Source organism: Agrobacterium sp. B1(2019) (assembly GCF_008274755.1).
Lineage (GTDB): Bacteria > Pseudomonadota > Alphaproteobacteria > Rhizobiales > Rhizobiaceae > Agrobacterium > Agrobacterium salinitolerans.
Genome location: NZ_VTPB01000003.1, coordinates 646,752 through 668,450, shown reverse-complemented (window position 1 = coordinate 668,450; position 21,699 = coordinate 646,752). Strand labels below are relative to the sequence as shown.

Genomic DNA, 21,699 nt, shown 5'->3' with positions numbered 1-21,699 from the left:
AGTGACACCCACGAGCAATCTCTGCTCTTAGCGTCGGTGCCAACGTGCCGGCGGAAATTTGATACGAGGTTTTCGATGCGAAACGCGCTCATTCTCGCGGCGGCAATTGCCGGCGCAGCCATCCTTGGAAACACCACCGCCCAGGCCGGTTCTTATGCCGCTGCCGAAATCAACATGCGGGCGGGTCCAAGCACACACTATCCTTCCATGGGTATCTTGGCCGAAGGTATGCCACTCAACGTCATCGGTTGCACGAAGGGTTTTCGTTGGTGCGATGTCGAGGCCGCAGGGCGCCGGGGCTGGGTGTCGGGTGCTTACATCGATATCGATCACGACGCGCAAAAGCTTCGGGTGCCCTCCTACGCCCATTTGGTGCATGAGCCGGTCGTGCCGACGGTGTCCTTCAATATTGGCACCTACTGGTCCGATCATTATGCCGACCAGGATTTCTATGGCGACATCGACACCTGGGATGACTTCGCCTGGGAAGACGATGTGCCACCGCCCGGTTGGGATCCCAATTGGTGAGACGGCGCTTAGGCGGATGGGTTGCCGTGCGACCCCCGCCCAAGGCATGCCGGGGCAGACGCTTCATGACAGAACGAAAACTTCTCGTTGTCTGCATCGTCTTCTCCATCCTTGAGGTGGTTTTTGCCTGGCATACGACCGGCTCGCAGATAAACGACCATTTGCGGACGAGCGTTCAGCAGGCCGCAACACCATGAGTCAGACGACAATGAAACGCAAAATCGCCAGAAAGAATCGTCTCATCATCAGCTCCGTCATCGCGGTTCTGGCGATCGGCGGGGCCTCGGCGCGGACGGTTTTTTCCGGGACGGATGATCAGGGCGAGATCGTTATGCCGGTTGTTCAGGGAACCGTCGAAGAAGCGGTTGTCGCCAGCGCCGTCCTTGAGCCTGCCCGATTGGTCAATGTCGGAGCACAGGTGTCCGGGCAGCTGAAAAACCTGCATGTCGAACTCGGGCAGAAGGTGAAGCAGGGCGATTTGATCGGCGAAGTCGATTCTACACCGCAGGCAAACGGTCTACGGATCGCCAATGCCGCCCTTGCGAACCTGAAGGCACAGCGGCGTGCGCGGGACATACAGCGGCATCAGGCTGAACTTGCTTATAGCAGGCAGAAAACGCTCAACAGCGCGAACATTGTTTCGACCGCTAACAGGGAAACGGCTGAAGCGGCGTTTCGTGCCTTGCAGGCCGAAGTCGAGGCGCTCGACGCGCAAATTCTTCAGGCTTCGGTCGAAGTTGAGAATGCCGAGGTCAATCTCGGCTATACGAAAGTGCGCGCTCCGATCGACGGCACGGTTGTCGCCGTCGTTACCAAGGCTGGGCAGACCCTGAATGCCGTTCAGGCCGCACCGACAATCGTCTCTCTGGCGCAACTGGACACAATGCGTGTGAAGGTTCAGGTTTCGGAAACCGATATTGGGCGGGTCCGGGTTGGGCAAAACGTCCGTTTTACGATCATGGGTTATCCCGACAGCCCGATCTCGGCGAAACTTGAGCAGATCGAACCGGCGCCCACGACAATCGCAGCGGATTCCACGACAGGCACGTCAGGCGCGGTTCAGGGTGCGCAGGCGGTATATTATAACGGCCTGTTCAAAACCCCCAATGCGGATGGCCGCCTCAGGCCCATGATGACCGCGTCCGTCAGAATTATCGTCGGCAAGGCAGAGAACGTCCCTCTCGCGCCTTGGTCGGCCCTCACCCATCGCGATGAGGACGGCCGCTATCATGTGCGGGTGCGTCAGGCTTCCGGCGCTGCGGTCGAGAAGCTCGTGACCGTTGGACTGACGGATAAAATCAACAGTCAGATCATCGACGGGCTTTCCGTTGGCGATAAGGTCATCATACCCGCTGAAGGTGAAACGTCGACCAACACAGATATGGTGACGATGTGACCCCTCTTATCCAGATCGACAATGTCTACCGCTCGTTTGTAGCCGGAGGTGAAAAAATCACCGCTCTGAACGGTGTCAGCCTTACGATCGAAGCGGGCGAGCTTGTCGCGATCGTTGGCGCCAGCGGTTCGGGCAAATCCACGCTCATGAATATCCTCGGATGTCTTGATCAGCCCACTGAGGGGGAGTATCTGATCGACGGCAAGAGTGTTTCAGGGCTGACTGCCGATGAGCTTGCGGCGTTGCGACGGGAACATTTCGGTTTCATCTTCCAGCGTTATCATCTGCTCGGTCCGCTCAAAGCCGTCGAGAACGTGGCAATGCCTGCCGTTTATGCCGGTTTGGATCCGGCTGCCCGTCATCGCCGGGCGAAGGCACTGCTGGATCGTCTTGGACTTGGCGAGCGTCTCGATCATCGCCCGGGGCAGCTTTCCGGAGGCCAACAGCAGCGTGTCTCGATTGCCCGCGCCTTGATGAATGGTGGCGAAATCATTCTTGCAGACGAGCCCACCGGCGCACTTGACAGTAAAAGCGGCGAGAACGTTCTTGAGATCCTCAAGGAGCTGCACGGTGAAGGGCACACTGTCATCATGGTCACGCATGATATGCAGGTGGCGGCCAACGCCGATCGTATCATCGAAATCCGTGACGGCAGGATCGTTTCCGACCGAAGAACACGGGATGTCCCGGAGGCAAGCATCTCGCTGCCACCCCGTGACGAAACACCGGTCGGCCGGTTTTCCGCCTTCCGGCAGCGCCTGTCCTATGCGGGTCCTATGGCGCTTCGCTCCATGGCAGCTCACCGCATCCGCACGTTCCTGACGATGCTCGGTATCATCATCGGCATCGCTGCCGTCGTTTGTGTTGTGGGTCTGGGGGAAGGATCGCGCCAGAAGATTCTGGCTCAGATGAGCGAACTTGGGGCCAGCACGCTCTCCATCTATCCCGGGCGTGATTGGGGCGACGAGCGTGCGGCAAATATCACGTCTCTTGTCATTGCCGATGCCGAAGCGCTCTCTGCGCAATCCTACGTGCGCGGTGTGAAGCCGCTCATCTACGTTTCGGCGCGCGCACGCTCAGACCATGCGTCTCTGACCACAAACATCAACGGCGTCGGGCACGACTATTTCACCATTAACGGCATGAAGCTGATAGCGGGCAGGGGCTTCGCCTCCGGGACGCCATCGAGGCTCGGCCAGCAGGCCATTCTGGATGACAGGACAGCAGCTGCACTGTTCCCTAATAAGCGGGTTCCGCTTGGGCGCACCATCATGATCGACCGCATGCCGGCGACGGTGGTGGGCGTTGTCCAACGGCCGAGAAGCGCTGCGGGCGACAGAACATTGCAGATCTATGTTCCCCATTCCAGCGTTGCGGGCAGGGTGTCTGGAACTGCCAGCAGCCTTGGCGGATTGACCGTGCGTGTCGCAGATGGCGTCGATACAGCGGCCGCCGAACGCGCGATCGTCAACCTTGTTACCCGGCGGCACGGGACGAAGGACTTCTATGTTTTCAACAGTGATCAGATGCGAAAGGCGCTTGAGAAGACTTCCCGCACGATGGCCCTTTTGATTTCGTCGGTTGCCGTGATTTCGCTGATCGTGGGCGGCATCGGTGTTATGAACATCATGCTTGTGTCCGTCACGGAGAGGACGCGCGAAATCGGTCTTCGAATGGCCGTGGGTGCAAGACGGCTGGACATTCTGCTGCAATTTCTCATCGAGGCGGTCTTGATTTGCCTGGCGGGCTCGGTCGTGGGCATAGCCCTCGCGTTTGCGATTGCGGCGATCATCGGCGACCGACAGGGTGAGATGCCGATGATCATCTCAATGCAGGCGGTGCTCGGATCCTGCGTCGTCGCTTTTCTGATTGGCCTCACCTTCGGCTTCCTGCCCGCCCGCAATGCGGCGCGGCTCGATCCGGTGGACGCTTTGTCGAGAGAGTAAGAGGCAATATCATGGATTGTGCCATCCAAGCCAAAGAGAGAGTTCAATGAGCACACATGGAAATTCCGTCGATGTGACGCTGGATATAACGCAAAAGGCGGATTTGCCCAGTTTCAAGAAGGCCTTGCAGCGCGCCTTCATGCTTGCCGTCGTGGAGGAAATGGGTTCGACGGACGAGACGATCCCGGCTGACGAGGATATTGAACGCGCATTTCAGGCTCCCGGCTCTGTCGTGCTTCGCGTTCTCGCCGACGGGAAGTGGGTGGGAGGTGCGGTCGTTACGATAGACGAGACGACGCATGAAAATGAGCTTGGCTTTTTCTACGTTGACCCGGATGAGCATGGCCGTGGCGTCGGTCAGAAAGCGTGGAAAGAGATAGAGCAGCGATATCCTGAAACCCGCATATGGACGACGCACACGCCCTATTTCGAAAAGCGCAACATTCATTTCTACGTCAACAAGTGCGGGTTCAAGATCGTCGAATATTACAATTCGCGGCATCCTGACCCGCACGATACGCAGGACGCTGATCCCAATGACAGTGGCATGTTCAGATTCCAGAAAAACATGGCCTGTGCGAAACGCTAATCCTTCCCTGCGATCTTGTCGGTGAAATGGGCCAAGAATCCACCTTACCGGTGATTACCGACGCCGTCTGACCAGCGTCTCGTCTTGTGATCGGCTCCCGACCCGCATCAAACCATGCGGGAAAGGACGTCGGTCGGACCGCCCTTGTCCATCAGCCGGTGTTTCAGCGCTCCCAGCACGTGAACTCCGATCAGCACCAGAATGGCGTAGGCGCCGTACCTGTGCAGCGTCTGGAAGACAATAAAGGCATTGTCGTTCTTGGGAAGCAGTTCCGGCAGATGCGGAATGAAGAAAAATGGGACACCATCACTCTGCGAAAAACTGCTGGAGAGCGAATAGCCGAGCAGCGGAACAAGGAGTGTGAGGAGAATGAGAAGCTTGTGAACTGCATGCGAGAGGATTCTCTCCCAAGGCGCAAGCGCCGAGGGTGCTGGCGGCATGCTCGTTGCGTAACGCGAGCGAAGCGCAAGGTGGACAAGTGCAAGCAGCCAGACGAGAATGCCGAACTGCTTGTGGTTGGGATAGAAGATCGAGGCGATCACCATATCGCTTTCCGGCAGGCGCGTCATATACCACCCCGATACGATGAGCCCGATGATCAGGGCGGCTCTTACCCAGTGAAGACAGCGGATCGGAAGCGGGTATTTAACGGCCTTGGGATTGTCGGTGTCGATGGCTGACTTCACGATGGTTTCCTTGATGGGAATAGTTATCTCGCCAGATTGGCGCTGGCGAATGAGAAAGAGGGGCTCAGTGGCCCGCCTTGACGTTTTTGAGGGCAAGGAATACGGCTGCCGAAAGCAGGCCGATCAGCGTTCCCGCCGCGGTCAACAGAACCGCATGCGCCTGCGAAAAGGCACTCTTGCCGGCGGTTACCAGTGCCGAAGCGACGTTTTCGGGCAGTTTGCCTGCCAGTACGTAGGTATCTCCGATCGAATGGCGTGCAGCATCTGCGAGTTCTGCCGGAACGCCTGCCGGGAGAACCAGTGCACCCATATAGATTGCCGACAGCGCCACGCCGAAGAAGGTGATGCCGAGGCCGGCGCCAAGCTCGTAACCGGTTGCCTCGAGCGAACCGGCGGCACCGGCCTTCTCAGCCTCCACGGCTCCCATGATGGCGATCGATGAAGCGGTGAGGCCGATGCTGAGCGATAGTCCGAGCAGCATCAGGCATGCCGGGACGATGAAGCCGGGGTCATGGAAGTCCATCCGCGCCAGCCTGAGAAGGCACAGAGAGGCAACCAGCAGGGATGCGCTTGCGACCGTGCGAAGCCCGAGCCGGTTCGACAGGAAACCGGCGAAAGGACCGCCGACAGCGGCAGCAACCATGATGGGCAGCATGAAGAGGCCCGCCTGCAGCGGGGACTTGTCGAGAACAAACTGCATCTCCTGGGCAAGGGTCAGTTCGACACCTGCCAGCGCCCCCGACGTGACGATCGCCATCGCCACACCCGTCACGATTGCAGGGCGGGAAAAGAGGGCTACGTCAAGCATTGGCTGCGCGACGGAAAGCTGGGAGCGAACGAAAATCGTCAGAGCCGTCGAGCCGACAAGAAGAGCGAGCACGACGATCACGAAGGGCTCCTTGCCACCGAAACCGGTTTTGACGGCATAGACCAGTCCGATGAGACCGACGATCAGCAACAGAGCCTGGCTTATCTGCCATTTGCCGGGAGAAACCATTTCCTTTTTCGGCAGGATGAAAGCAATGATCGGCATGATGACGAGCACGACGGGAATATTGATCAGGAAGACCGATCCCCACCAGAAATGCTCGAGAAGCGCGCCGCCCACCAGTGGGCCGACGGCGGCGCCGGCGGCACCGACCGTGCCCCAGAGACCGAGCGCCATCGCGCGCTCGCCCGGGTCTTCGAAAGTGCGCCTGATAATGCCGAGAACGCAAGGCATGATCATCGACGCGCCGAAGGCAAGCAGGACACGCCCGGCGATCAACATCCAGGGTGTCGCCGAAAACGCAGCCGCGAGGGAGGCAATGTCAAAAACGAACAGGCCGGTCAGCAGCATTTTCCTGTGGCCGATCCTGTCGGCCAGGGTCCCCATGGGTACGAGCAATCCGGCCATTAAGAGCGAATAGATGTCGATGATCCAGAGCACCTGCGTGGTCGAGGCCCGCAGCGCCAGCGTCAGCGACGGCACGGCGATATGGAGGATCGTCATGTCGATCAAAACGGGCGTAAATGCCAGCATGACCGCAATGAGAATGAACCACCGACGCGCGTGCAGCGCGGAGGGTGGCGTGACGTTATTCGGGTCGACAGACACCGTCATTGTTTTCACCATCAGAAGTCTTGATCGCGCAAGGCTGACCACGGCTGAAGCCGCGACCACTTCCGCAGAGTGGACCGTATGGGCAGCCCTTTGTTGTTCCATGGAGGCATTGTGGAGAAAGCGTGGAGACGACGTCCTGCGGTCGAGCGCTGTGACCGTGGTCAGGAGACCGGCCGGGCGAGCGAAATCTCGAACATCGCGCCGCCCTTGGCGGAGGGCGCATACCGAATCTTGCCGCCATGGGCCTCCACGATCGCGCGCACCACGGAGAGACCAAGCCCGTTGCCGGCCTTTTCATGAAGGGCGGTCCTGGCGCCTCTTCTGAAGGGTTCGAAGGCCCAGGGCGCGATATCGTCACCGAGCCCAGGGCCTTCATCGATAACGCGCAGGCGCGTGACGCGGTCTTCGACCCCAAGCGTTATATCGATAGCGCCGCGCACGGCGTGACGGCGTGCATTCGTCACGAGGGCAAGAAGCACCTGCCGAATCCGCATCGCATCGGCCTGAACCACGACATCGGCGAGACTGAGCCGAAGTTCGAAACCCTCCTCCCGCAGCTCCTGTTCCAGCAGGTTACCGAGCTGTTCGATTTCCTGCTTCAGCCGCACCGGCTCGATGCGCAGGTCAAGGTGGCCGCTGTCGGCCAGCGTCACAGTGCGCAGATCCTCGACGAGCCGCGCCAGCGAATCCACTTGCATCACGAGGGCATGAAGCGAGGTTTCGTCAGGTTCGAACACGCCGTCTATCATCCCTCGAAGACGGCCCTTCAGGATCGTGAGCGGGGTGCGCAATTCGTGGGCGATTGTGGCGTTCCAGAGTTTCATATCGGCCGCCATGTCCTCGAGACGCTGCGCCATGGCGTTGAAATCATGGACGAGATGGGCGGTTTCCCCAAGCGACTGGTCCCCCGGCAGAGCGCGCGCGGAGAGATCGCCGTCCTTGATGCGTCGTGCGCTTTCGGCAAGTGATTCAAGCGGCTGTAGAATACGCCGGGTCAATCGGACCGATGCGACGGCGGCGACGATGAGGGCTATGAAGATGAGAATGGAGAGGATGATGAAGTCGACGCCTGTCAGCCAACTCTCTTCGTATTGCGACCATGGCGAAAAGTAAAAAATGATGCCGAAGGCGATATAGGTGCCGAAAAAGACCACCAGACAGACAACCACGGTCATCGATGACATGGCCAGCAATATCTGCCGGCTGAGGCCTTTCTTCAGCGTCATGGCTCGACCGCCAGGCGGTAACCGACGCCACGAATGCTGGCGAGCATGCCTTCGCCGCCCGCCTGATCAAGCTTTTTGCGCAATTTGCTGAGATGGCTGTCGATGGTGCGGTCGAGTGCGTCGGAACCGGGACGGCAGGCGTCGACCAGCTCTCCCCGGGTGAAAACCTTGGTCGGCGTTCGCGCCAGATGTGTCAGCAGGCGGAACTCTGTCAAGGTGAGCGACAGTCGGATAGTTTCGCCGTCTTTGTCGATCTTTGCCTGGTAACTGTCGAGATCGATGGTCAGATTGCCGACGCGGACGACGGCACCTGCTTGGACGAGCCCGGCGCGTCTGAGTACCGCCTTTGCCCGCGCCACCACCTCGATTGGGTTGAACGGTTTGACGATGTAGTCGTCCGCGCCGATACGCAGCCCCTGAAGGCGGTCGACATCTTCGTCCAGCGCGGTGACCATGATGACGGGGGTATGGCCGCGCCTTTGTATCTCTGCCAGAACCTCCCATCCGTCCAGCCGCGGCATGGTGACGTCAGCCAGAACAATATCGGGTTTGAGTGAGCGGTGGAGTTCAAGGGCCACCTTGCCGTCGCGGGCATGCACTGTCCGGAAACCCTCGCGGACAAAATAAGCCTCGAGTATGCCGGCAATTTCCATGTCGTCTTCAGCGATCAAGACCAGTTCAGCCATCGTCTTCACACTCCTTGACACCTCCATGCCATCGAACGTCGGCGCCGTCGAGTGAGAGACTGCCGCCTCCACGAAACCTCAACAATTCCTACACATAGCCACCACCCTCAGATCATAGAGGGTCGCCATCAAAGAGATTTTTCAAGAATTCAATGGTGGACATACATGCAACGCGGATCACGCTTCTGGAAATTCGGCGCATTGTGCCTGCCGATCATTCTTCTGTGTTCGTGCAGCGACAGCGGGCAGGGCGAAGGCAGCGCCTCCGAAGTAGCAGCGCCTGCACGCGTCAGTGTCATGACGGTAAAGCCGGAAACGGTGACCGTGTATGACGAGTTGCCAGGCAGGGTTTCGGCCTATCGCACGGCGGAAATTCGCGCCCAGGTGGGCGGCATCATCCAGAAGAAGCTCTTCACCGAAGGCGCGTTCGTGAACGCCGACACGCCCCTCTTCGAGATTGACCCTGCACCGTTCTCCGCCGATGTGGATGCGGCAGCCGCCGTGCTTGCGCGCACAGAGGCAGAACTTCTCAATGCCCAGGTCAAATATGAACGGGCGAAATCCCTGTCGTCGCGCGAGATTACCAGCACCGAGTCCTTCAACAATGCAACGGCGGCTTTGGCGCAGGCAAAGGCAAATGTGGCGGAGGCCAGGGCCATTCTGGCGCGGCGAAGGCTGGAGCTTTCCTATGCCACCTTACGCAGTCCCATCGGCGGCGTCATTGGCCAGTCGTTCATGAGCGAAGGCGGGCTTGCCTCGGCCTCTGCAACGACACCGCTTGCCGTCATTCAGCAGATCGATCAGGTCTATGTGGACGTTCGCCAATCCGCTATGAGCCTTGAAGCGCTGCGCGACACGGCTGCGGAGGCGGGATCGCAAAATCCGGACGAACTGCCGGTCAAGATCGCGACGATTGCCGGTAAACCCTTTGCCCATGACGGAAAGATCCTGTTTTCGGATATTTCCGTCGATAGCGCCACGGGAAGCCTTGGTATTCGCATCCTCGTCAGCAACCCGGAGGAGCAGTTGCTTCCGGGCATGTATATCCGCGCCATGGTGCCTCGCGCCATCTACAGCGACGCAATTCGCGTGCCGCAGGAAGCCATTACCCGCGATCCAGCCGGTCGGCCTCAGATCGTCGTCATCGGACAAGACAAGACCGGTGTGCGACGAACCGTGGAGTTGGGGCCGATAACGGACGGTCAATACATCGTCACATCAGGACTTGCCGCTGGAGAAACGGTCGTCGTCCTGGGGCAGGATCGCGTCGAAAACGCACAGCCGCTTGAGACAGTGCCCTTTTCCCCCGCCGCGCCAGAGACAAAAAGCTAAGGAGCGGACATATCATGCCGCAGTTTTTCATTAACAGGCCGGTTTTCGCCTGGGTTATCGCCATTTTGATCGTGATTGCCGGGGTCATTTCCATCCCCCAGCTCCCCGTTTCGCGCTTTCCCGTCATCGCGCCGCCCAGCGTCTCGATCTATGCCACCTATACCGGCGCGACGCCGAAGACGATCAATGACAGCGTTACCAGCCTGATCGAGCGCGAACTTTCGAGCGCCAAGAATATCCTTTATTTCGACTCGTCGGCCGACTCCTCCGGTTCTGCCAACATCACGGTCACCTTCACGCCCGGCACCAATCCCGAGCTTGCCCAGGTGGATGTGCAGAACAGGCTGAAGGCCGTGGAGCCGCGCCTGCCGGAACAGGTTCGCCGCGCGGGTTTGACCGTTGAATCCGCATCGTCCGGCTTCCTGATGATCGTTTCGTTAAAGTCGAAAGACGGGTCGCTCGACGCGCTTGCCCTTGACGATTATCTCGTGCGTAATATCGCGCCCGAGCTCAAGCGCGTCGGCGGCGTCGGCCGTGTGCAGTCGTTCGGTTCGGAAGCGGCGATGCGCATCTGGCTCGATCCGGTCCGCCTTGTCGCCCATTCCATCTCGATGGCTGAGGCGACCCAAGCGATCCAACAGCAGAATGTTCCGGTCGCCCCTGGACGCCTCGGTGAATCTCCAACTGTGCCGGGCCAGAAGGTCACCGTGCCGCTGAATGTGAACGGCCAGTTGCAGACCCCGGAACAATTCGCGCAGATCATCCTGCGCTCCAATTCCGATGGTTCCAGACTGACATTGGGGGACGTCGCGACAATCGAAGTTGGATCCCAGAGCTCAAGCTTCTCCATCCTCGACGGCGGTAAACCCGCAACGGCGGCCGCCATTCAGATGACGCCGGGCGCCAACGCGGTAAGCACGTCCAATGGCGTGCGTGAGCGTCTGGCGGAGCTTGCCGCGACCATGCCGCAGGGGATGGAATACGCCATTTCCTATGACACGGCGCCGTTCGTTAAGGTTTCCATCCAGAAGGTGGTTCAGACGCTCGCCGAAGCCATGGTCCTGGTTTTCCTGATCATGCTGCTGTTCCTGCAAAACCTGCGTTACACGCTCATCCCCGCCATCGTCGCGCCTATCGCCCTTCTTGGTACATTCGCGGTCATGCTGGCGATCGGTTATTCGATCAACGCGCTGACGATGTTCGGCATGGTTCTCGCAATCGGCATCATTGTCGACGACGCCATCGTCGTCGTAGAAAATGTCGAGCGTCTGATGGCAACGGAAGGGCTTTCGCCTCTTGAAGCGACCCGCAAAGCGATGACGGAAATATCCGGCGCCGTCATCGGCATCACGCTTGTTCTGACGGCGGTTTTCCTACCGATGGGCATGGCTTCCGGTTCGGTTGGGGCAATCTACCGGCAGTTTACCGTGTCGATGGCCGTTTCGATTCTGTTCTCGGCCTTCCTTGCGCTCAGCCTCACGCCCGCGCTGTGCGCAACGTTGCTGAAGCCGATCAGTCCCGATCACCATCAGAGAAAGGGATTCTTCGGCTGGTTCAACCGTGCTTTTGAACGCCTAACCGAGCGGTACGCCGGCTGGGTCGCCATCCTCCTGCGCAAGACCGGACGGACCATTGTAGTCTACCTCGCCATCATCGGGGCGGTCGTCTATGGATATTCCACTGTTTCAACGGCGTTTGTGCCGGACGAAGATCAGGGCTCGTTCATGACATCCTTCACCCTGCCGGCGGATGCCACGGCGGAACGGACGCGCGCTGTCGTCGATCTGTTCGAAGAACACGTCAAGACCCGGTCGGATATTGCCAATAATTTGACGATTACGGGTTTCGGCTTTTCGGGCTCGGGACCAAACACCGCCATGTCCTTCACCACCCTCAAGGAGTGGGGCGAACGCAAGACAACCGTCGATGAAGAAGTAAATGCCGCGACGGTCGCGATGGCTACGGCAGAGGAGGGACAGGTTTTCAGCCTCAAGCCACCGGCAATCGATGAACTCGGCACGACATCGGGTTTTGCGTTGAGGTTGCAGGACCGTGCCAACCACGGGGCAGAGGCGCTTGCCAAGGCTGTCGCCCAGCTCACGCAGCTCGCGGCTGAGAGCATGGTCGTTCGCGATGTACGCATGGATGGACTTCCCCGTGGTCCAAGCGTCACCTTGAACGTCGACCGGCAGAAAGCAAGCGCGCTCGGTGTGCCCTATTCAACCATCGCCGATACGCTGAGCGGCGCGGTCGGCTCGACCTACGTCAATGATTTCCCACGCGATGGACGCCTGCAGCAGGTGATCGTGCAGGCAAAGGCCTCAAGCCGGATGCAGGTGGATGACGTTCTCAACCTCCACGTCCGCAACGATGCCGGCAAGATGGTCCGTCTCTCGGAAATCGTCACACCCGAATGGTCAACAATGCCGCTGCAATTTACCCGCTATAACGGGTATCCATCCAGCAGCATTTCTGGCTCCGCCGCACCAGGCGTCTCCAGCGGCAAGGCGATGCAGGAAATGGAGCGGCTCGCCGCGAAATTACCGAAAGGCTTTGCGGTTGAGTGGACCGGTCAATCGTTGCAGGAACGCCAGTCCGGTGCGCAGGCGCCGATTTTGATGGCCTTTTCATTCCTCATCGTTTTCCTGGTGCTCGCCGCGCTTTACGAAAGCTGGACCGTTCCGCTCTCCGTCATGATGGTCGTGCCGCTTGGCATCCTTGGGGCCGTCATTGCGGTTCATCTGCGCGGGTTGGAAAACGACGTGTTCTTCAAGGTCGGCCTCATCACACTCATCGGCCTGTCGGCAAAAAATGCGGTGCTGATCGTGGAGTTTGCGCGAAAGAGGCAGCAGGATGGACAATCCCTCAAGGACGCCGTCATCGAAGCCTCCCGACTTCGACTGCGGCCCATCGTCATGACCTCGCTCGCCTTTACGCTCGGCATCGTTCCGCTCGTTATCGCCAGGGGCGCAAGTTCCGAAACACAAAATGCGATCGGAACGGGTCTTTTCGGCGGGATGATTTCCGCAACCGTCCTTGCCGTTTTGTTCGTCCCTGTGTTTTACGTCATCGTGGCGTCGGTGAGACGACCCTGAAAAGAGGAGTTATGAGGGTGCGCAGGCGCCCTCATAATGACCTGGACGGAATCCATCGCTGGACGAACCCTTTGTGTTATATCCTTTCAACCAGCGTCTCCTTGTTTGAGGAACAAGTGTAGGGCAACGGTTGAGTCATACCCAGCCGCTTGGCACGCCCGCAAGTCCGGCCTTCGAACCCGAACTCAGTAAAAAACTGACGGTGCCGCGAACGATCTCCTGCTCCGTCCGGTGCAAGCCTTCTCTTGGCACCTTTTCTCCAATCCCCCCGTGGTTTTAGCGCACCGGCCTCCAGGATCCATATCGCTCCATCCATGCCAATCAGGGCGCTCCGCGAACAGGCGGGGTTGAGTGGTGGCGTGGGCTCGCCAAATGCAGATCACTGTTGCAGAAATCGCTCGGCCAAGCGCGCCCATAGGGCTGCTCCGACCGTGAGAGTTTCGTCGGCGAAGTCATATTTGGCGCTGTGCAGCATGGCGGAATTCATGCCGTTGCCAAGGCGCAGAAAGCTCCCGGGCTTCTTTTCGAGGAAATAGGAGAAGTCCTCGCTGCCGGGAATGAGCGGGCAGGTGGTGACATTGTCGCTTCCAATCAGTTCCTCCGCCACGCACCGCGCAAAGGCGGTTTCGGCTTCCGAATTGGCAACGACTGGATAGCCGTGCTCATACTCGATATTGATGGCGGCGTCATAGGCTTCCCCCATGGACTGCGCGAGCTTGGTGATGCGACGCTCCAGCAGATCGCGCACCTTGGGTTCGAAGCAGCGCACGCTGAGCGCCAGTTTCGCATATTCCGGAATGACGTTTACCGCCTCTCCCGCATGGATGGTACCGACGGTGACTACCGCCGTCTGGGTGGGGTCGATGTTGCGCGAAACGACGGTCTGGAGTGCAACGACGAGGTTACAGGCCACGACGATCGGATCGACCGTCAGATGTGGGCGGGACGCGTGGCCGCCCTTGCCCCTGACCGTGATCTTAACCGTGTCGGAAGACGCCATCATCGGTCCGGAGCGCGTCAAAATTGTGCCTTCCGGTGCGCCGGGATGATTGTGCAGACCGAAAATCGCGTCGATGGGGAAGCGCTCGAAAAGGCCGTCCTCAATCATTTTCTGCGCGCCGGAGGGTTTGCCGTTTTCTTCTGCGGGCTGGAAGATCAGGGTCACGGTGCCATCGAAGCGGCGCGTGCGTGCCAGATATTCGGCAGCGCCGAGCAGAACGGTCGTATGGCCATCATGGCCGCAGGCGTGCATCTTGCCGGGGGTCTTGCTGGCATAGGCAAGCCCGGTCTCTTCCATGATCGGCAGTGCATCCATATCGGCGCGAATGCCGATGCTCTTGCTACCGCTGCCGTTTTTCAGGCGGGCGACGACGCCGTGACCGCCGACATTGCGGGTCACCTCAAAGCCCCAGGCTTCGAGTTTCTCCGCCACATAGCGAGCGGTTTCTACCTCTTCCAGTGAAAGCTCGGGATTGGCGTGCAGATATTGGCGCGTGGCCTTGAGTTCCGCCTCCATGGGCTCGAAATCGGAAACGCGGGCATATTGGTTGTCGTTTAGCATGGGTCCACCAGGGTCTTGAAAAGGACGCCAGCCGTTAAATGGCGTCAGGTTGGGGAGAAAACGTCTCGCTTACAGAAAGCGGGAGAGGAAAGCCTGTGTTCGCGGATGTCGCGGGTTGCCGATAACGTCCTCCGGCTTGCCCATCTCGACGATATTGCCGCCATCCATAAAGATGACCCGATCTGCCGCTTCTTTCGCAAAACCGATCTCGTGCGTCACGACGATCATGGTCAGGCCCTGGCTTGCAAGGTCGCGCATCGTGGCGAGAACTTCGCCGACGAGTTCCGGGTCGAGCGCGGAAGTCGGTTCATCGAACAGCATGAGCTTCGGTTTGATTGCCAGCGCTCGTGCAATCGCCACACGCTGCTGCTGCCCGCCGGAAAGCTGGCGCGGATAGCTGGATGCTTTTTCTGACAAGCCAACCCGTTCCAGCAGGCGCATGGCGTTTTGGGTTGCAGTCTTGCGGCTTTCGCCATGGACGCCCACCGGCGCTTCAATGATATTCTGCAGCACCGTCATATGCGGATAGAGATTGAACTGCTGGAACACCATGCCGATCTTGCGACGCTGGCGTGCGATGCCGTTGGAGGAAAGCTTCTCCAGCCGGTCGTTCTTCACCCGATAGCCGATCTGTTCACCATCGACGGCAATCGATCCCTTTTGGATTGTCTCGAGGTGGTTGATGCAACGAAGGAAGGTGGATTTGCCTGAGCCGGACGGCCCGAGGATGACCACGACTTCGCCTGGCATCACGTCCAGATCGATACCCTTCAGAACCTCCAGATGATCGAATGACTTGTGGACGTTGCGGGCCTGCACGAGAGGCTTCTGGTCTGTAGCTGAGATCAATGACTAGCCTCCTCTTCCCGTGCTGGCTTTGTAACGCCGGTATTGCGGCGGTCGCTACGGCCGTAATAGGCCTCTATATAGTTCTGACCCACATTGAGGACAGACGTGATCAGCAGATACCAGATTACCGCCACGAGAAGCATCGGGATGATCTCGAAGGTCCGGTTGTAGATGGACTGCACCGAGTAAAGAAGATCGGCCATGGCAATGACACTGACAAGCGACGTTGCCTTGATCATGCTGATCAGCTGGTTGCCGGTGGGCGGAACGATGGAACGCATGGCCTGAGGTATGATGATGCGCCAGAGTGCGCGTGCCTTGGTCATGCCGAAGGCTTCTGCCGTTTCCGCCTGCCCACGATCGACTGAGAGAAGACCACCGCGAATGATTTCCGCCATATAGGCCGCTTCATTGAGGGCCAGACCAACGATTGCAGCGGTCATTGGCGTAATTACGGAATTGGTGTCCCAGCTTGCAAGCGTCGGCCCGAAGGGGATCGAGATGGAGAGCTGCGGAAAGAGGGTGGACATATTGTACCAGAAGATCAGCTGGACGAGCAGCGGCGTGCCGCGGAAGAACCAGATGAAGAGCGAAGCGAAAGAGTTCGCCAGACCGTCTTTCGACATTCTGGCAATCGCGATGATGAGGCCGAGAATGATGCCAAGGATCATGGCGATGACGGTTAGCCCGAGGCTGACATAGAGACCGCTGATGACGGTCGGATCGAAGAAATATTGAGCGACGACGGGCCAGCCGAAGTTCTCGTTGTTGGCGACGATCCAGCCGAAATTGGCGACGACGAGGACGATGACGACCCACAGCACAAGTCTTCCCGTACGAAACGGGGTATGGGCTGTCGCCACATCCCGCAGATCAGCGCCACCCGAAAGCGGCACTTTCATTTCAACAGAGCTCGTCATTTTGGCAACTGGCCCCCGAGATTGATGCCGGGCTGCGTGAGGATGTTATTCTCAAGACCCCACTTCTTCATGATGGCCGCATAGGTCCCGTTGTCCATCAGCACCTTGATGGCATCGAGAAGAACCGGGCCGAGTTCAGAGCCCTTGGGAACGACAGCGCCCTGATAGAGGTCATCGAAACCGTTCTTCTGTCCGACGCCCGTCAGTTCCAGCTGGCCATTGGCCTGGGATACGAAATAGGTCAACGGCGCCTGAGAGGAGAAGAAGGCGTCGGCGCGCTTGGAGCGAACCGCCAGAATGGAGCTTGGCTGGTCGGTGTAGGACTGAACCTCGATCGCGGCCTTGCCATCGGTCTTGCATTTTTCCGCCTGGGCCTGGATCACGCGCTCAGCCGAGCCGCCAGCCATGACGGCGATGCGCTGGCCGCAGGATGTGTCGAGCGAGACGATGTCCTTGGGATTGCCCTTCTGAACAGCGAAGACGACGAATTCCTGTACCCAGTCGACGAAGTCATTCGCTTCTTCGCGGCTCTTGAAATCGCCGACAGGACCAAATGCAAACTGGTACCGCCCGGAATTGACGCCTGCCAGAAGCGCTGGCAGGCCGCCGACGGTTGCATGCTCGATCTTGATGCCGAGCAGCTCGCCCAGCGCATCGGTCAGGTCCGCGCTTGCGCCTTCCATCTTGGTGCCGGTTACGATCTCATAGGGAGGAAAGGATCCATTGTTGACGGAGACCATCTTTCCTTCGGAGCGGATTTTTTCCGGAAGCCGGGCGCGAAGTTCCTCGTTCACGCTCTGCTTTGGAGCGGGCGCCGTCTCGGCAAGAGCCGGTCCAGCGAGAATGAGCCCGGCAAGGGCGACGGAAGCAATGAATTTCGTTTGCATTTTGGTATTCCCCTTCTTGTTTGCAACGGTTGAATTGCCAAGGTCTGTCTGTTGTCGTCAGTTGCCTGCGGCGTGCAGCGGAAACAGCTCCGCGGGCGTCAAAAGCCGCGGCAGAATGCCTTGAGCGTGAAGCTCATTGGCGAAATCGACGATCATGACTTCGTTTTTTTTAAAGCCGCTGGCACTCCAGTCCGGCGGCAGATCCGCAGCGCAACGGCGCAACTCGTCGATCATCCATGGCGTTGTGTCGGCGTATTTTTCGCGCTTGTCGAGCCACATGCGCTGGGAGGCGTCGATAAGCTCGCTCAGCTCATCCATGATCCATGGATTTTCGCGCACGATATGGGCCTTGAACCCGATAAGATGCATGCCCGGCACATAACCGACTTCGTTGAAATAGGCGACTTCAGAAGCCCGGTAATCCGTCAGAACCTGTCGGAAAGGGGAGTCCTGATCGAAGAAGCCCTTTGGCATGAAGGGGGTAAACACGGCGTCGAGCCCGCCGTCCTTCAGCAGATCAACCATCGGGCGTTCGCCCGGCGCCGCCTCGATGCGGCCTGGACGACCGAAACCATCCAGACGGTCGGTGATGGGATGGGCTTCCGTCAGACGGCCAGCATACCACATGGCGTCTTCCACCCCTACGCCTTCTCGACGGCAGGCCGCGCGGGTCCATGTATTGCCGGAATCGCGCCAGCCGGTCACGCCGATCTTCTTGCCCGCAAGATCGGCAAGAGTGCGAATCGGGCTATCCTTGGTGGTGATGATGCAGCGGTGGCGGAAGCCGCGCATGATAAAGTTCGGCATACCGATAACGCTCTCATCGCCATCGTAACGCATCTGCGCGTAGCGGCTGAAGGAGGTTTCGGCAGCGTCGTGAGCCTCGTCTTCAGCGATGTTCGAAATGAGAGTGCTGACCCGATCGACCTCGATCTGGAGTTTTGGAGACGAGACATCTCCCAGAACGAGCGGTGTCATATAGTCCCAATCTCGAAGGGCAAGACGAAGTTTCAAGGGCATGATTTTTTACTCGTTTGTTTTTTTGATGCCTCAAGAGTAAATGTACACTTGAAATCGTACAAATGTTATTACGTTATTGAACATTTAAAGTGAGAAAAAATTGAGCGAGATCGTTGAAGCCCGCTGGCTTGCCGAAAAAATAACCAACAAAACCATTCGTGGCATTGCGCTCGAAACGAGTGCGCTCGTAAGAGCCGGATTGCTGCCGGTGGGAACGCGGTTACCCGCCATTCGCGATCTGGCTTATGAGCTTGGGGTTAGTCCGGCCACGATCTCCGAGGCTTGGAGCGAATTGCGCCAGCAGAAGATCGTCAGCGGTCGCGGGCGTAACGGAACCTGGGTCTGCGCGGAACGCTTCGTCGCAAAGCCGGAGCGGTTGGCGAGTGCCGGCCATTATGGCGCGAATGTTCTCGATCTGTCCATGGCGGTTCCTGATCGGGCATTGCTGCCGCCGCTTGCAAAGGCCATGGTGCATGCAACGTCTGTCAGTGATCTGAACAGCTACGAGCGCAGCCGCATCGTGCCTGAGTTGAAAGATGCGCTTGCTGACGACTGGCCCTATGCCGCTGAAGCCTTTCTTGCCATCAATGGTGGATATAATGGCGTTTACACCACCATCCGCGCGCTCGTGCGTCCGGGCTCGGTGGTTGCCGTCGAACACCCGACCGCTATGCGTCTTCTCGATATCCTCGAGGATCTGGGCGTGAAAATCGTTCCCGTGCTGTCCGATGAAGAGGGCCCTATGCCCCCTGCGCTGAAACAGGCGATGACGGAGCGGCCCGCTGCGTTTCTTTTTCAGCCGCGCTTGCATTCGGTAACGGGACAGACCGTTACGCCAGAGCGAATGCAGGCACTGGCCGATGTTCTGGCAGATAGCGACACTTTGATTATCGAAGATGATGGTATTGCTGATATCTCGACTGCACAGCCGGTGTCGCTCGGCTCGCGCTTTCCAGACAGAACGGTGCGTATTGTGTCTTTTTCGAAGACATTAGGGCCTGATCTGCGGCTTGCGGTTCTCTCAGGATCAAAAGCCATTGTCGAACAGATCCAATCCTACCGAGCGTTCAGCGCCGGTTGGACAAGCCGCGTCCTACAGGCTGCGGTGGCCTGGCTCATCCGAGACAAGGAAACCTCCGAAATCGTCGCGAACGCACGCGCCATTTATCAGAAACGACGCGATGCGTTGGCGCGCGAACTGCTTGAGCGTGGCGTTACCACCATGCCCGGCAGCGGCCTTTGCCTTTGGGTGCCGGTGGAATCGGAATCTTTCGCTCTGGTAACGCTTGCGGCAAGAAATATTGCGGTCGTGCCAGGCAACAAGTTCTCCATCCTGCCAAGTTCCCATATCCGAGTTGCTACCAGCAAGCTGGATTCCGGACATGGGCAGGTTGCCGAGTCCATCGCGCTCGCGCACCAGAGATAAAGAGAGCGTCTTGTCCACTGAAAACAGAGAAAACGGCACGCAAGCTGTCTACCGGACCAAAGACGATGCAAAGGCAGACGTGTTCGATTACATCGAGCGCTCTACAATCCGAAACGTCGCCACTCGACACCGGGCTATCTCAGCCCCAATGATTTTGAAACCACGGTGGGATTAGCTTAACTTCGTATCCGAAAAACCGGCAGCAGGTCACGAAGCTCGTGAGTTCTTGCAGAGCAATGCTCGGCGTACTCGATCTCCAAATCTTTAGCGCGGTTCGTTTGCTAGTCCTTTCAGGATGGCGAAGCAGGCGAGCAAGAGGACGATGGTGAACGGAAAGCCTGTCGATACGGCCATTGCCTGAAGTGCTCCCAGTCCACCACCAAGCAGAAGGGCAATGGCGACGAGGCCCTCAAATGTCGCCCAGAAGACCCGTTGGGGAACAGGTGCGTCCACCTTGCCGCCGGCGGTGATGGTGTCGATGACGAGTGAGCCGGAATCAGACGAGGTTACGAAGAATACGATGACCAGTACGATGCCGATGAAGCTTGTGACAGCCTGCAGGGGCATGGCTTCCAGCATGGCGAACAATTTAAGCTCCAGCGGAGCATCGACCACGGCCTGGTAACCATCGTTCACGATCTGACTGATCGCCGTCCCACCGAACGCCGTCATCCAGAAGACTGATACCAGCGAGGGAATGATGAGCACGCAGGTGAGGAACTCGCGCACCGTCCGCCCGCGCGAGATGCGTGCAATGAACATGCCGACAAAGGGCGACCAGGAAATCCACCAAGCCCAATAAAAAGCGGTCCAGCCCTGGCGGAAATTGTCGTCGGTCCGACCGAAGGGGTTCGACAGTTCGGGCAGGTAGCGAATGTATTCGTAGAGGTTGGTGAAGAAGCCCGTAAAAATGGCCAGCGTCGGACCGACTGCCACGACAAAGGCCAGGAGCAACGCGGCCAGGATCATGTTGATCTCCGAAAGGCGTTTGACGCCGGCATCGAGCCCAGCCACTACCGAGGTGAGGGCCACAGCGGTGATAACACCGATCAGGACGACCTTCGAGATGTCGTTGACCGGCATCCCAAACAGGTGATTCAGGCCGGCATTTGCCTGTTCCGCGCCGAAACCAAGGGAGGTGGCAAGGCCAAAAAGCGTGGCGAAGACAGCGAGCACATCGATCATATGGCCAACCCAACCCCAGACACGCTCGCCGAAAATAGGATAGAAGATCGAGCGTATTGTGAGCGGTAGGCCCTTATTGTAGCAAAACAGCGCCAACGCCAACGCGACCACCGCATAGATCGCCCAAGGATGGAGGGCCCAATGGAAGATCGTCGCGGCCATGCCGATATGTCGGGCGGTCGCCGTGTCCCCTGCCGCGCCTCCGAGTGGTGCCCAACTCTCGGGACTTCCGGCATTCCCAGCGACGGCGGTGGAATAATGTGATATTGGCTCGGAGACGCCATAGAACATCAGGCCGATCCCCATACCGGCAGCAAAGAGCATCGCAAACCAGCCGGAATAGGAATAATCCGGCGAAGCATCGCGACCGCCGATGCGGACCCGGCCGTAGGGCGATACGATCAAGAAAAGACAAAGAAGCAGGAAAACGTTGCCGGCAGCCAGGAAGAACCAGTCGAAGGTCGCTGTCAGCCAGTCGCGCAGGGCGGAGAAGAGCGGTCCCACATACTGCTGGAGAGCGAGCGTCAGTAGGACGAAGCCAACGATGGTCAGACCCGAGATCAGGAAAACAGGGTTATGCACGTCGAGGCCGAACGGCCCGATCCGGGGTGTGATGTTGTCTTGTCCAACCATATAAGTTGTATCGATCAGTTCGGTTGGACCTTCGGGAACGGGAATGCCGCTGTCGCTCATAGTGTTCTCCAATGATAACGAGTTTTCCGTCTGGGTGACACGCGCTGCGGACTGCAGCAAATCAGGACGGA

The 21,699-nt window shown here is 58.6% G+C and carries 18 protein-coding genes and 1 pseudogene; 9 read left to right on the top strand and 10 right to left on the bottom strand.

Going from position 1 to position 21,699, the window contains the following annotated elements:
* Positions 1-75: 75 nt before the first annotated feature.
* The 5 genes from AGR1_RS23365 (at position 76) to AGR1_RS23350 (ending at position 4,459) form a co-directional block, all read left to right on the top strand.
* Positions 76-528, top strand: a complete 453-nt coding sequence (locus AGR1_RS23365; protein WP_149148390.1) for an SH3 domain-containing protein — start codon at positions 76-78, stop codon at positions 526-528.
* Between the two features lie 65 nt (positions 529-593).
* Positions 594-725 (top strand): hypothetical protein, encoded by a 132-nt coding sequence (locus AGR1_RS30125; RefSeq protein ID WP_276327079.1) that lies wholly within the window; start codon positions 594-596, stop codon positions 723-725.
* 11 nt (positions 726-736) lie between these two features.
* Positions 737-1,924, top strand: a complete 1,188-nt coding sequence (locus AGR1_RS23360) for an efflux RND transporter periplasmic adaptor subunit (protein ID WP_246669707.1) — start codon at positions 737-739, stop codon at positions 1,922-1,924.
* Positions 1,921-3,870 carry a MacB family efflux pump subunit gene (locus tag AGR1_RS23355; RefSeq protein WP_149148389.1) on the top strand — a complete coding sequence of 650 codons (1,950 nt, stop codon included), beginning with the start codon at positions 1,921-1,923 and terminating at the stop codon, positions 3,868-3,870. Before AGR1_RS23360 ends, AGR1_RS23355 begins: the two co-directional genes overlap by 4 nt.
* Before the next feature lie 46 nt (positions 3,871-3,916).
* Positions 3,917-4,459, top strand: a complete 543-nt coding sequence (locus AGR1_RS23350; RefSeq protein ID WP_149148388.1) for a GNAT family N-acetyltransferase — start codon at positions 3,917-3,919, stop codon at positions 4,457-4,459.
* A 107-nt stretch (positions 4,460-4,566) separates the two neighbouring features.
* Here the strand turns inward: AGR1_RS23350 and AGR1_RS23345 are convergent, their stop codons facing one another.
* The 4 genes from AGR1_RS23345 to AGR1_RS23330 form a co-directional block, all read right to left on the bottom strand.
* On the bottom strand, positions 4,567-5,145 hold the full coding sequence (locus AGR1_RS23345) for a cytochrome b/b6 domain-containing protein (RefSeq protein ID WP_077983178.1): 579 nt from the start codon (positions 5,143-5,145) through the stop codon (positions 4,567-4,569).
* Positions 5,146-5,209: 64 nt separating this feature from the next.
* Complete coding sequence (locus AGR1_RS23340) at positions 5,210-6,748, bottom strand: MFS transporter (RefSeq protein WP_149148387.1); 1,539 nt, start codon at positions 6,746-6,748, stop codon at positions 5,210-5,212.
* 161 nt (positions 6,749-6,909) lie between these two features.
* Positions 6,910-7,974, bottom strand: a complete 1,065-nt coding sequence (locus tag AGR1_RS23335; RefSeq protein WP_149148386.1) for an ATP-binding protein — start codon at positions 7,972-7,974, stop codon at positions 6,910-6,912.
* Entirely contained in the window at positions 7,971-8,660 is a 690-nt protein-coding gene (locus AGR1_RS23330; protein WP_137411811.1) for a response regulator, read from the bottom strand. Before AGR1_RS23330 ends, AGR1_RS23335 begins: the two co-directional genes overlap by 4 nt.
* Positions 8,661-8,825: 165 nt before the next feature.
* Here AGR1_RS23330 and AGR1_RS23325 point away from each other — a divergent pair, with 165 nt between their 5' ends.
* Positions 8,826-9,992 (top strand): efflux RND transporter periplasmic adaptor subunit, encoded by a 1,167-nt coding sequence (locus AGR1_RS23325; RefSeq protein WP_149148385.1) that lies wholly within the window; start codon positions 8,826-8,828, stop codon positions 9,990-9,992.
* A 14-nt stretch (positions 9,993-10,006) separates the two neighbouring features.
* Positions 10,007-13,087, top strand: coding sequence for a multidrug efflux RND transporter permease subunit (locus AGR1_RS23320; RefSeq protein ID WP_149148384.1), 3,081 nt, complete (start codon positions 10,007-10,009; stop codon positions 13,085-13,087).
* A gap of 379 nt (positions 13,088-13,466) precedes the next feature.
* Here AGR1_RS23320 and AGR1_RS23315 read toward each other — a convergent pair whose 3' ends face one another.
* From AGR1_RS23315 to AGR1_RS23295, 5 genes are all read right to left on the bottom strand, one after another.
* Positions 13,467-14,648 (bottom strand): M20 aminoacylase family protein, encoded by a 1,182-nt coding sequence (locus tag AGR1_RS23315; protein ID WP_149148383.1) that lies wholly within the window; start codon positions 14,646-14,648, stop codon positions 13,467-13,469.
* Positions 14,649-14,717: 69 nt separating this feature from the next.
* Positions 14,718-15,497 (bottom strand): amino acid ABC transporter ATP-binding protein, encoded by a 780-nt coding sequence (locus AGR1_RS23310; protein ID WP_149148382.1) that lies wholly within the window; start codon positions 15,495-15,497, stop codon positions 14,718-14,720.
* Positions 15,494-16,417, bottom strand: coding sequence for an amino acid ABC transporter permease (locus AGR1_RS23305; RefSeq protein WP_137411816.1), 924 nt, complete (start codon positions 16,415-16,417; stop codon positions 15,494-15,496). The genes AGR1_RS23310 and AGR1_RS23305 overlap by 4 nt, the downstream gene beginning before the upstream one ends.
* A complete protein-coding gene (locus tag AGR1_RS23300; protein WP_149148381.1) occupies positions 16,414-17,304 on the bottom strand; it encodes an ABC transporter substrate-binding protein in 891 nt (296 codons plus the stop codon). The genes AGR1_RS23305 and AGR1_RS23300 overlap by 4 nt, the downstream gene beginning before the upstream one ends.
* Before the next feature lie 57 nt (positions 17,305-17,361).
* On the bottom strand, positions 17,362-18,324 hold the full coding sequence (locus tag AGR1_RS23295) for an ABC transporter substrate-binding protein (protein ID WP_149148380.1): 963 nt from the start codon (positions 18,322-18,324) through the stop codon (positions 17,362-17,364).
* 100 nt (positions 18,325-18,424) lie between these two features.
* Between AGR1_RS23295 and AGR1_RS23290 the strand changes: the two genes are divergently transcribed.
* Positions 18,425-19,750 (top strand): PLP-dependent aminotransferase family protein, encoded by a 1,326-nt coding sequence (locus AGR1_RS23290; protein WP_149148379.1) that lies wholly within the window; start codon positions 18,425-18,427, stop codon positions 19,748-19,750.
* Positions 19,751-19,790: 40 nt separating this feature from the next.
* Positions 19,791-19,930 (top strand): annotated as a pseudogene (locus AGR1_RS23285) (IS3 family transposase); the annotation flags it as partial.
* An 84-nt stretch (positions 19,931-20,014) separates the two neighbouring features.
* Here AGR1_RS23285 and AGR1_RS23280 read toward each other — a convergent pair.
* Complete coding sequence (locus AGR1_RS23280) at positions 20,015-21,628, bottom strand: BCCT family transporter (RefSeq protein ID WP_149148378.1); 1,614 nt, start codon at positions 21,626-21,628, stop codon at positions 20,015-20,017.
* Positions 21,629-21,699 lie beyond the last annotated feature (71 nt).

What these genes read in the sequence shown, in the direction of transcription:
- AGR1_RS23365 (WP_149148390.1), top strand. Translation starts at nt 76, where the DNA reads ATGCGAAACGCGCTCATTCTCGCGGCGGCAATTGCCGGCGCAGCCATC.
- AGR1_RS30125 (WP_276327079.1), top strand. Translation starts at nt 594, where the DNA reads ATGACAGAACGAAAACTTCTCGTTGTCTGCATCGTCTTCTCCATCCTT.
- AGR1_RS23360 (WP_246669707.1), top strand. Translation starts at nt 737, where the DNA reads ATGAAACGCAAAATCGCCAGAAAGAATCGTCTCATCATCAGCTCCGTC.
- AGR1_RS23350 (WP_149148388.1), top strand. Translation starts at nt 3,917, where the DNA reads ATGAGCACACATGGAAATTCCGTCGATGTGACGCTGGATATAACGCAA.
- AGR1_RS23340 (WP_149148387.1), bottom strand. Translation starts at nt 6,748, where the DNA reads ATGACGGTGTCTGTCGACCCGAATAACGTCACGCCACCCTCCGCGCTG.
- AGR1_RS23335 (WP_149148386.1), bottom strand. Translation starts at nt 7,974, where the DNA reads ATGACGCTGAAGAAAGGCCTCAGCCGGCAGATATTGCTGGCCATGTCA.
- AGR1_RS23330 (WP_137411811.1), bottom strand. Translation starts at nt 8,660, where the DNA reads ATGGCTGAACTGGTCTTGATCGCTGAAGACGACATGGAAATTGCCGGC.
- AGR1_RS23325 (WP_149148385.1), top strand. Translation starts at nt 8,826, where the DNA reads ATGCAACGCGGATCACGCTTCTGGAAATTCGGCGCATTGTGCCTGCCG.
- AGR1_RS23320 (WP_149148384.1), top strand. Translation starts at nt 10,007, where the DNA reads ATGCCGCAGTTTTTCATTAACAGGCCGGTTTTCGCCTGGGTTATCGCC.
- AGR1_RS23315 (WP_149148383.1), bottom strand. Translation starts at nt 14,648, where the DNA reads ATGCTAAACGACAACCAATATGCCCGCGTTTCCGATTTCGAGCCCATG.
- AGR1_RS23305 (WP_137411816.1), bottom strand. Translation starts at nt 16,417, where the DNA reads ATGACGAGCTCTGTTGAAATGAAAGTGCCGCTTTCGGGTGGCGCTGAT.
- AGR1_RS23300 (WP_149148381.1), bottom strand. Translation starts at nt 17,304, where the DNA reads ATGCAAACGAAATTCATTGCTTCCGTCGCCCTTGCCGGGCTCATTCTC.
- AGR1_RS23295 (WP_149148380.1), bottom strand. Translation starts at nt 18,324, where the DNA reads ATGCCCTTGAAACTTCGTCTTGCCCTTCGAGATTGGGACTATATGACA.
- AGR1_RS23280 (WP_149148378.1), bottom strand. Translation starts at nt 21,628, where the DNA reads ATGAGCGACAGCGGCATTCCCGTTCCCGAAGGTCCAACCGAACTGATC.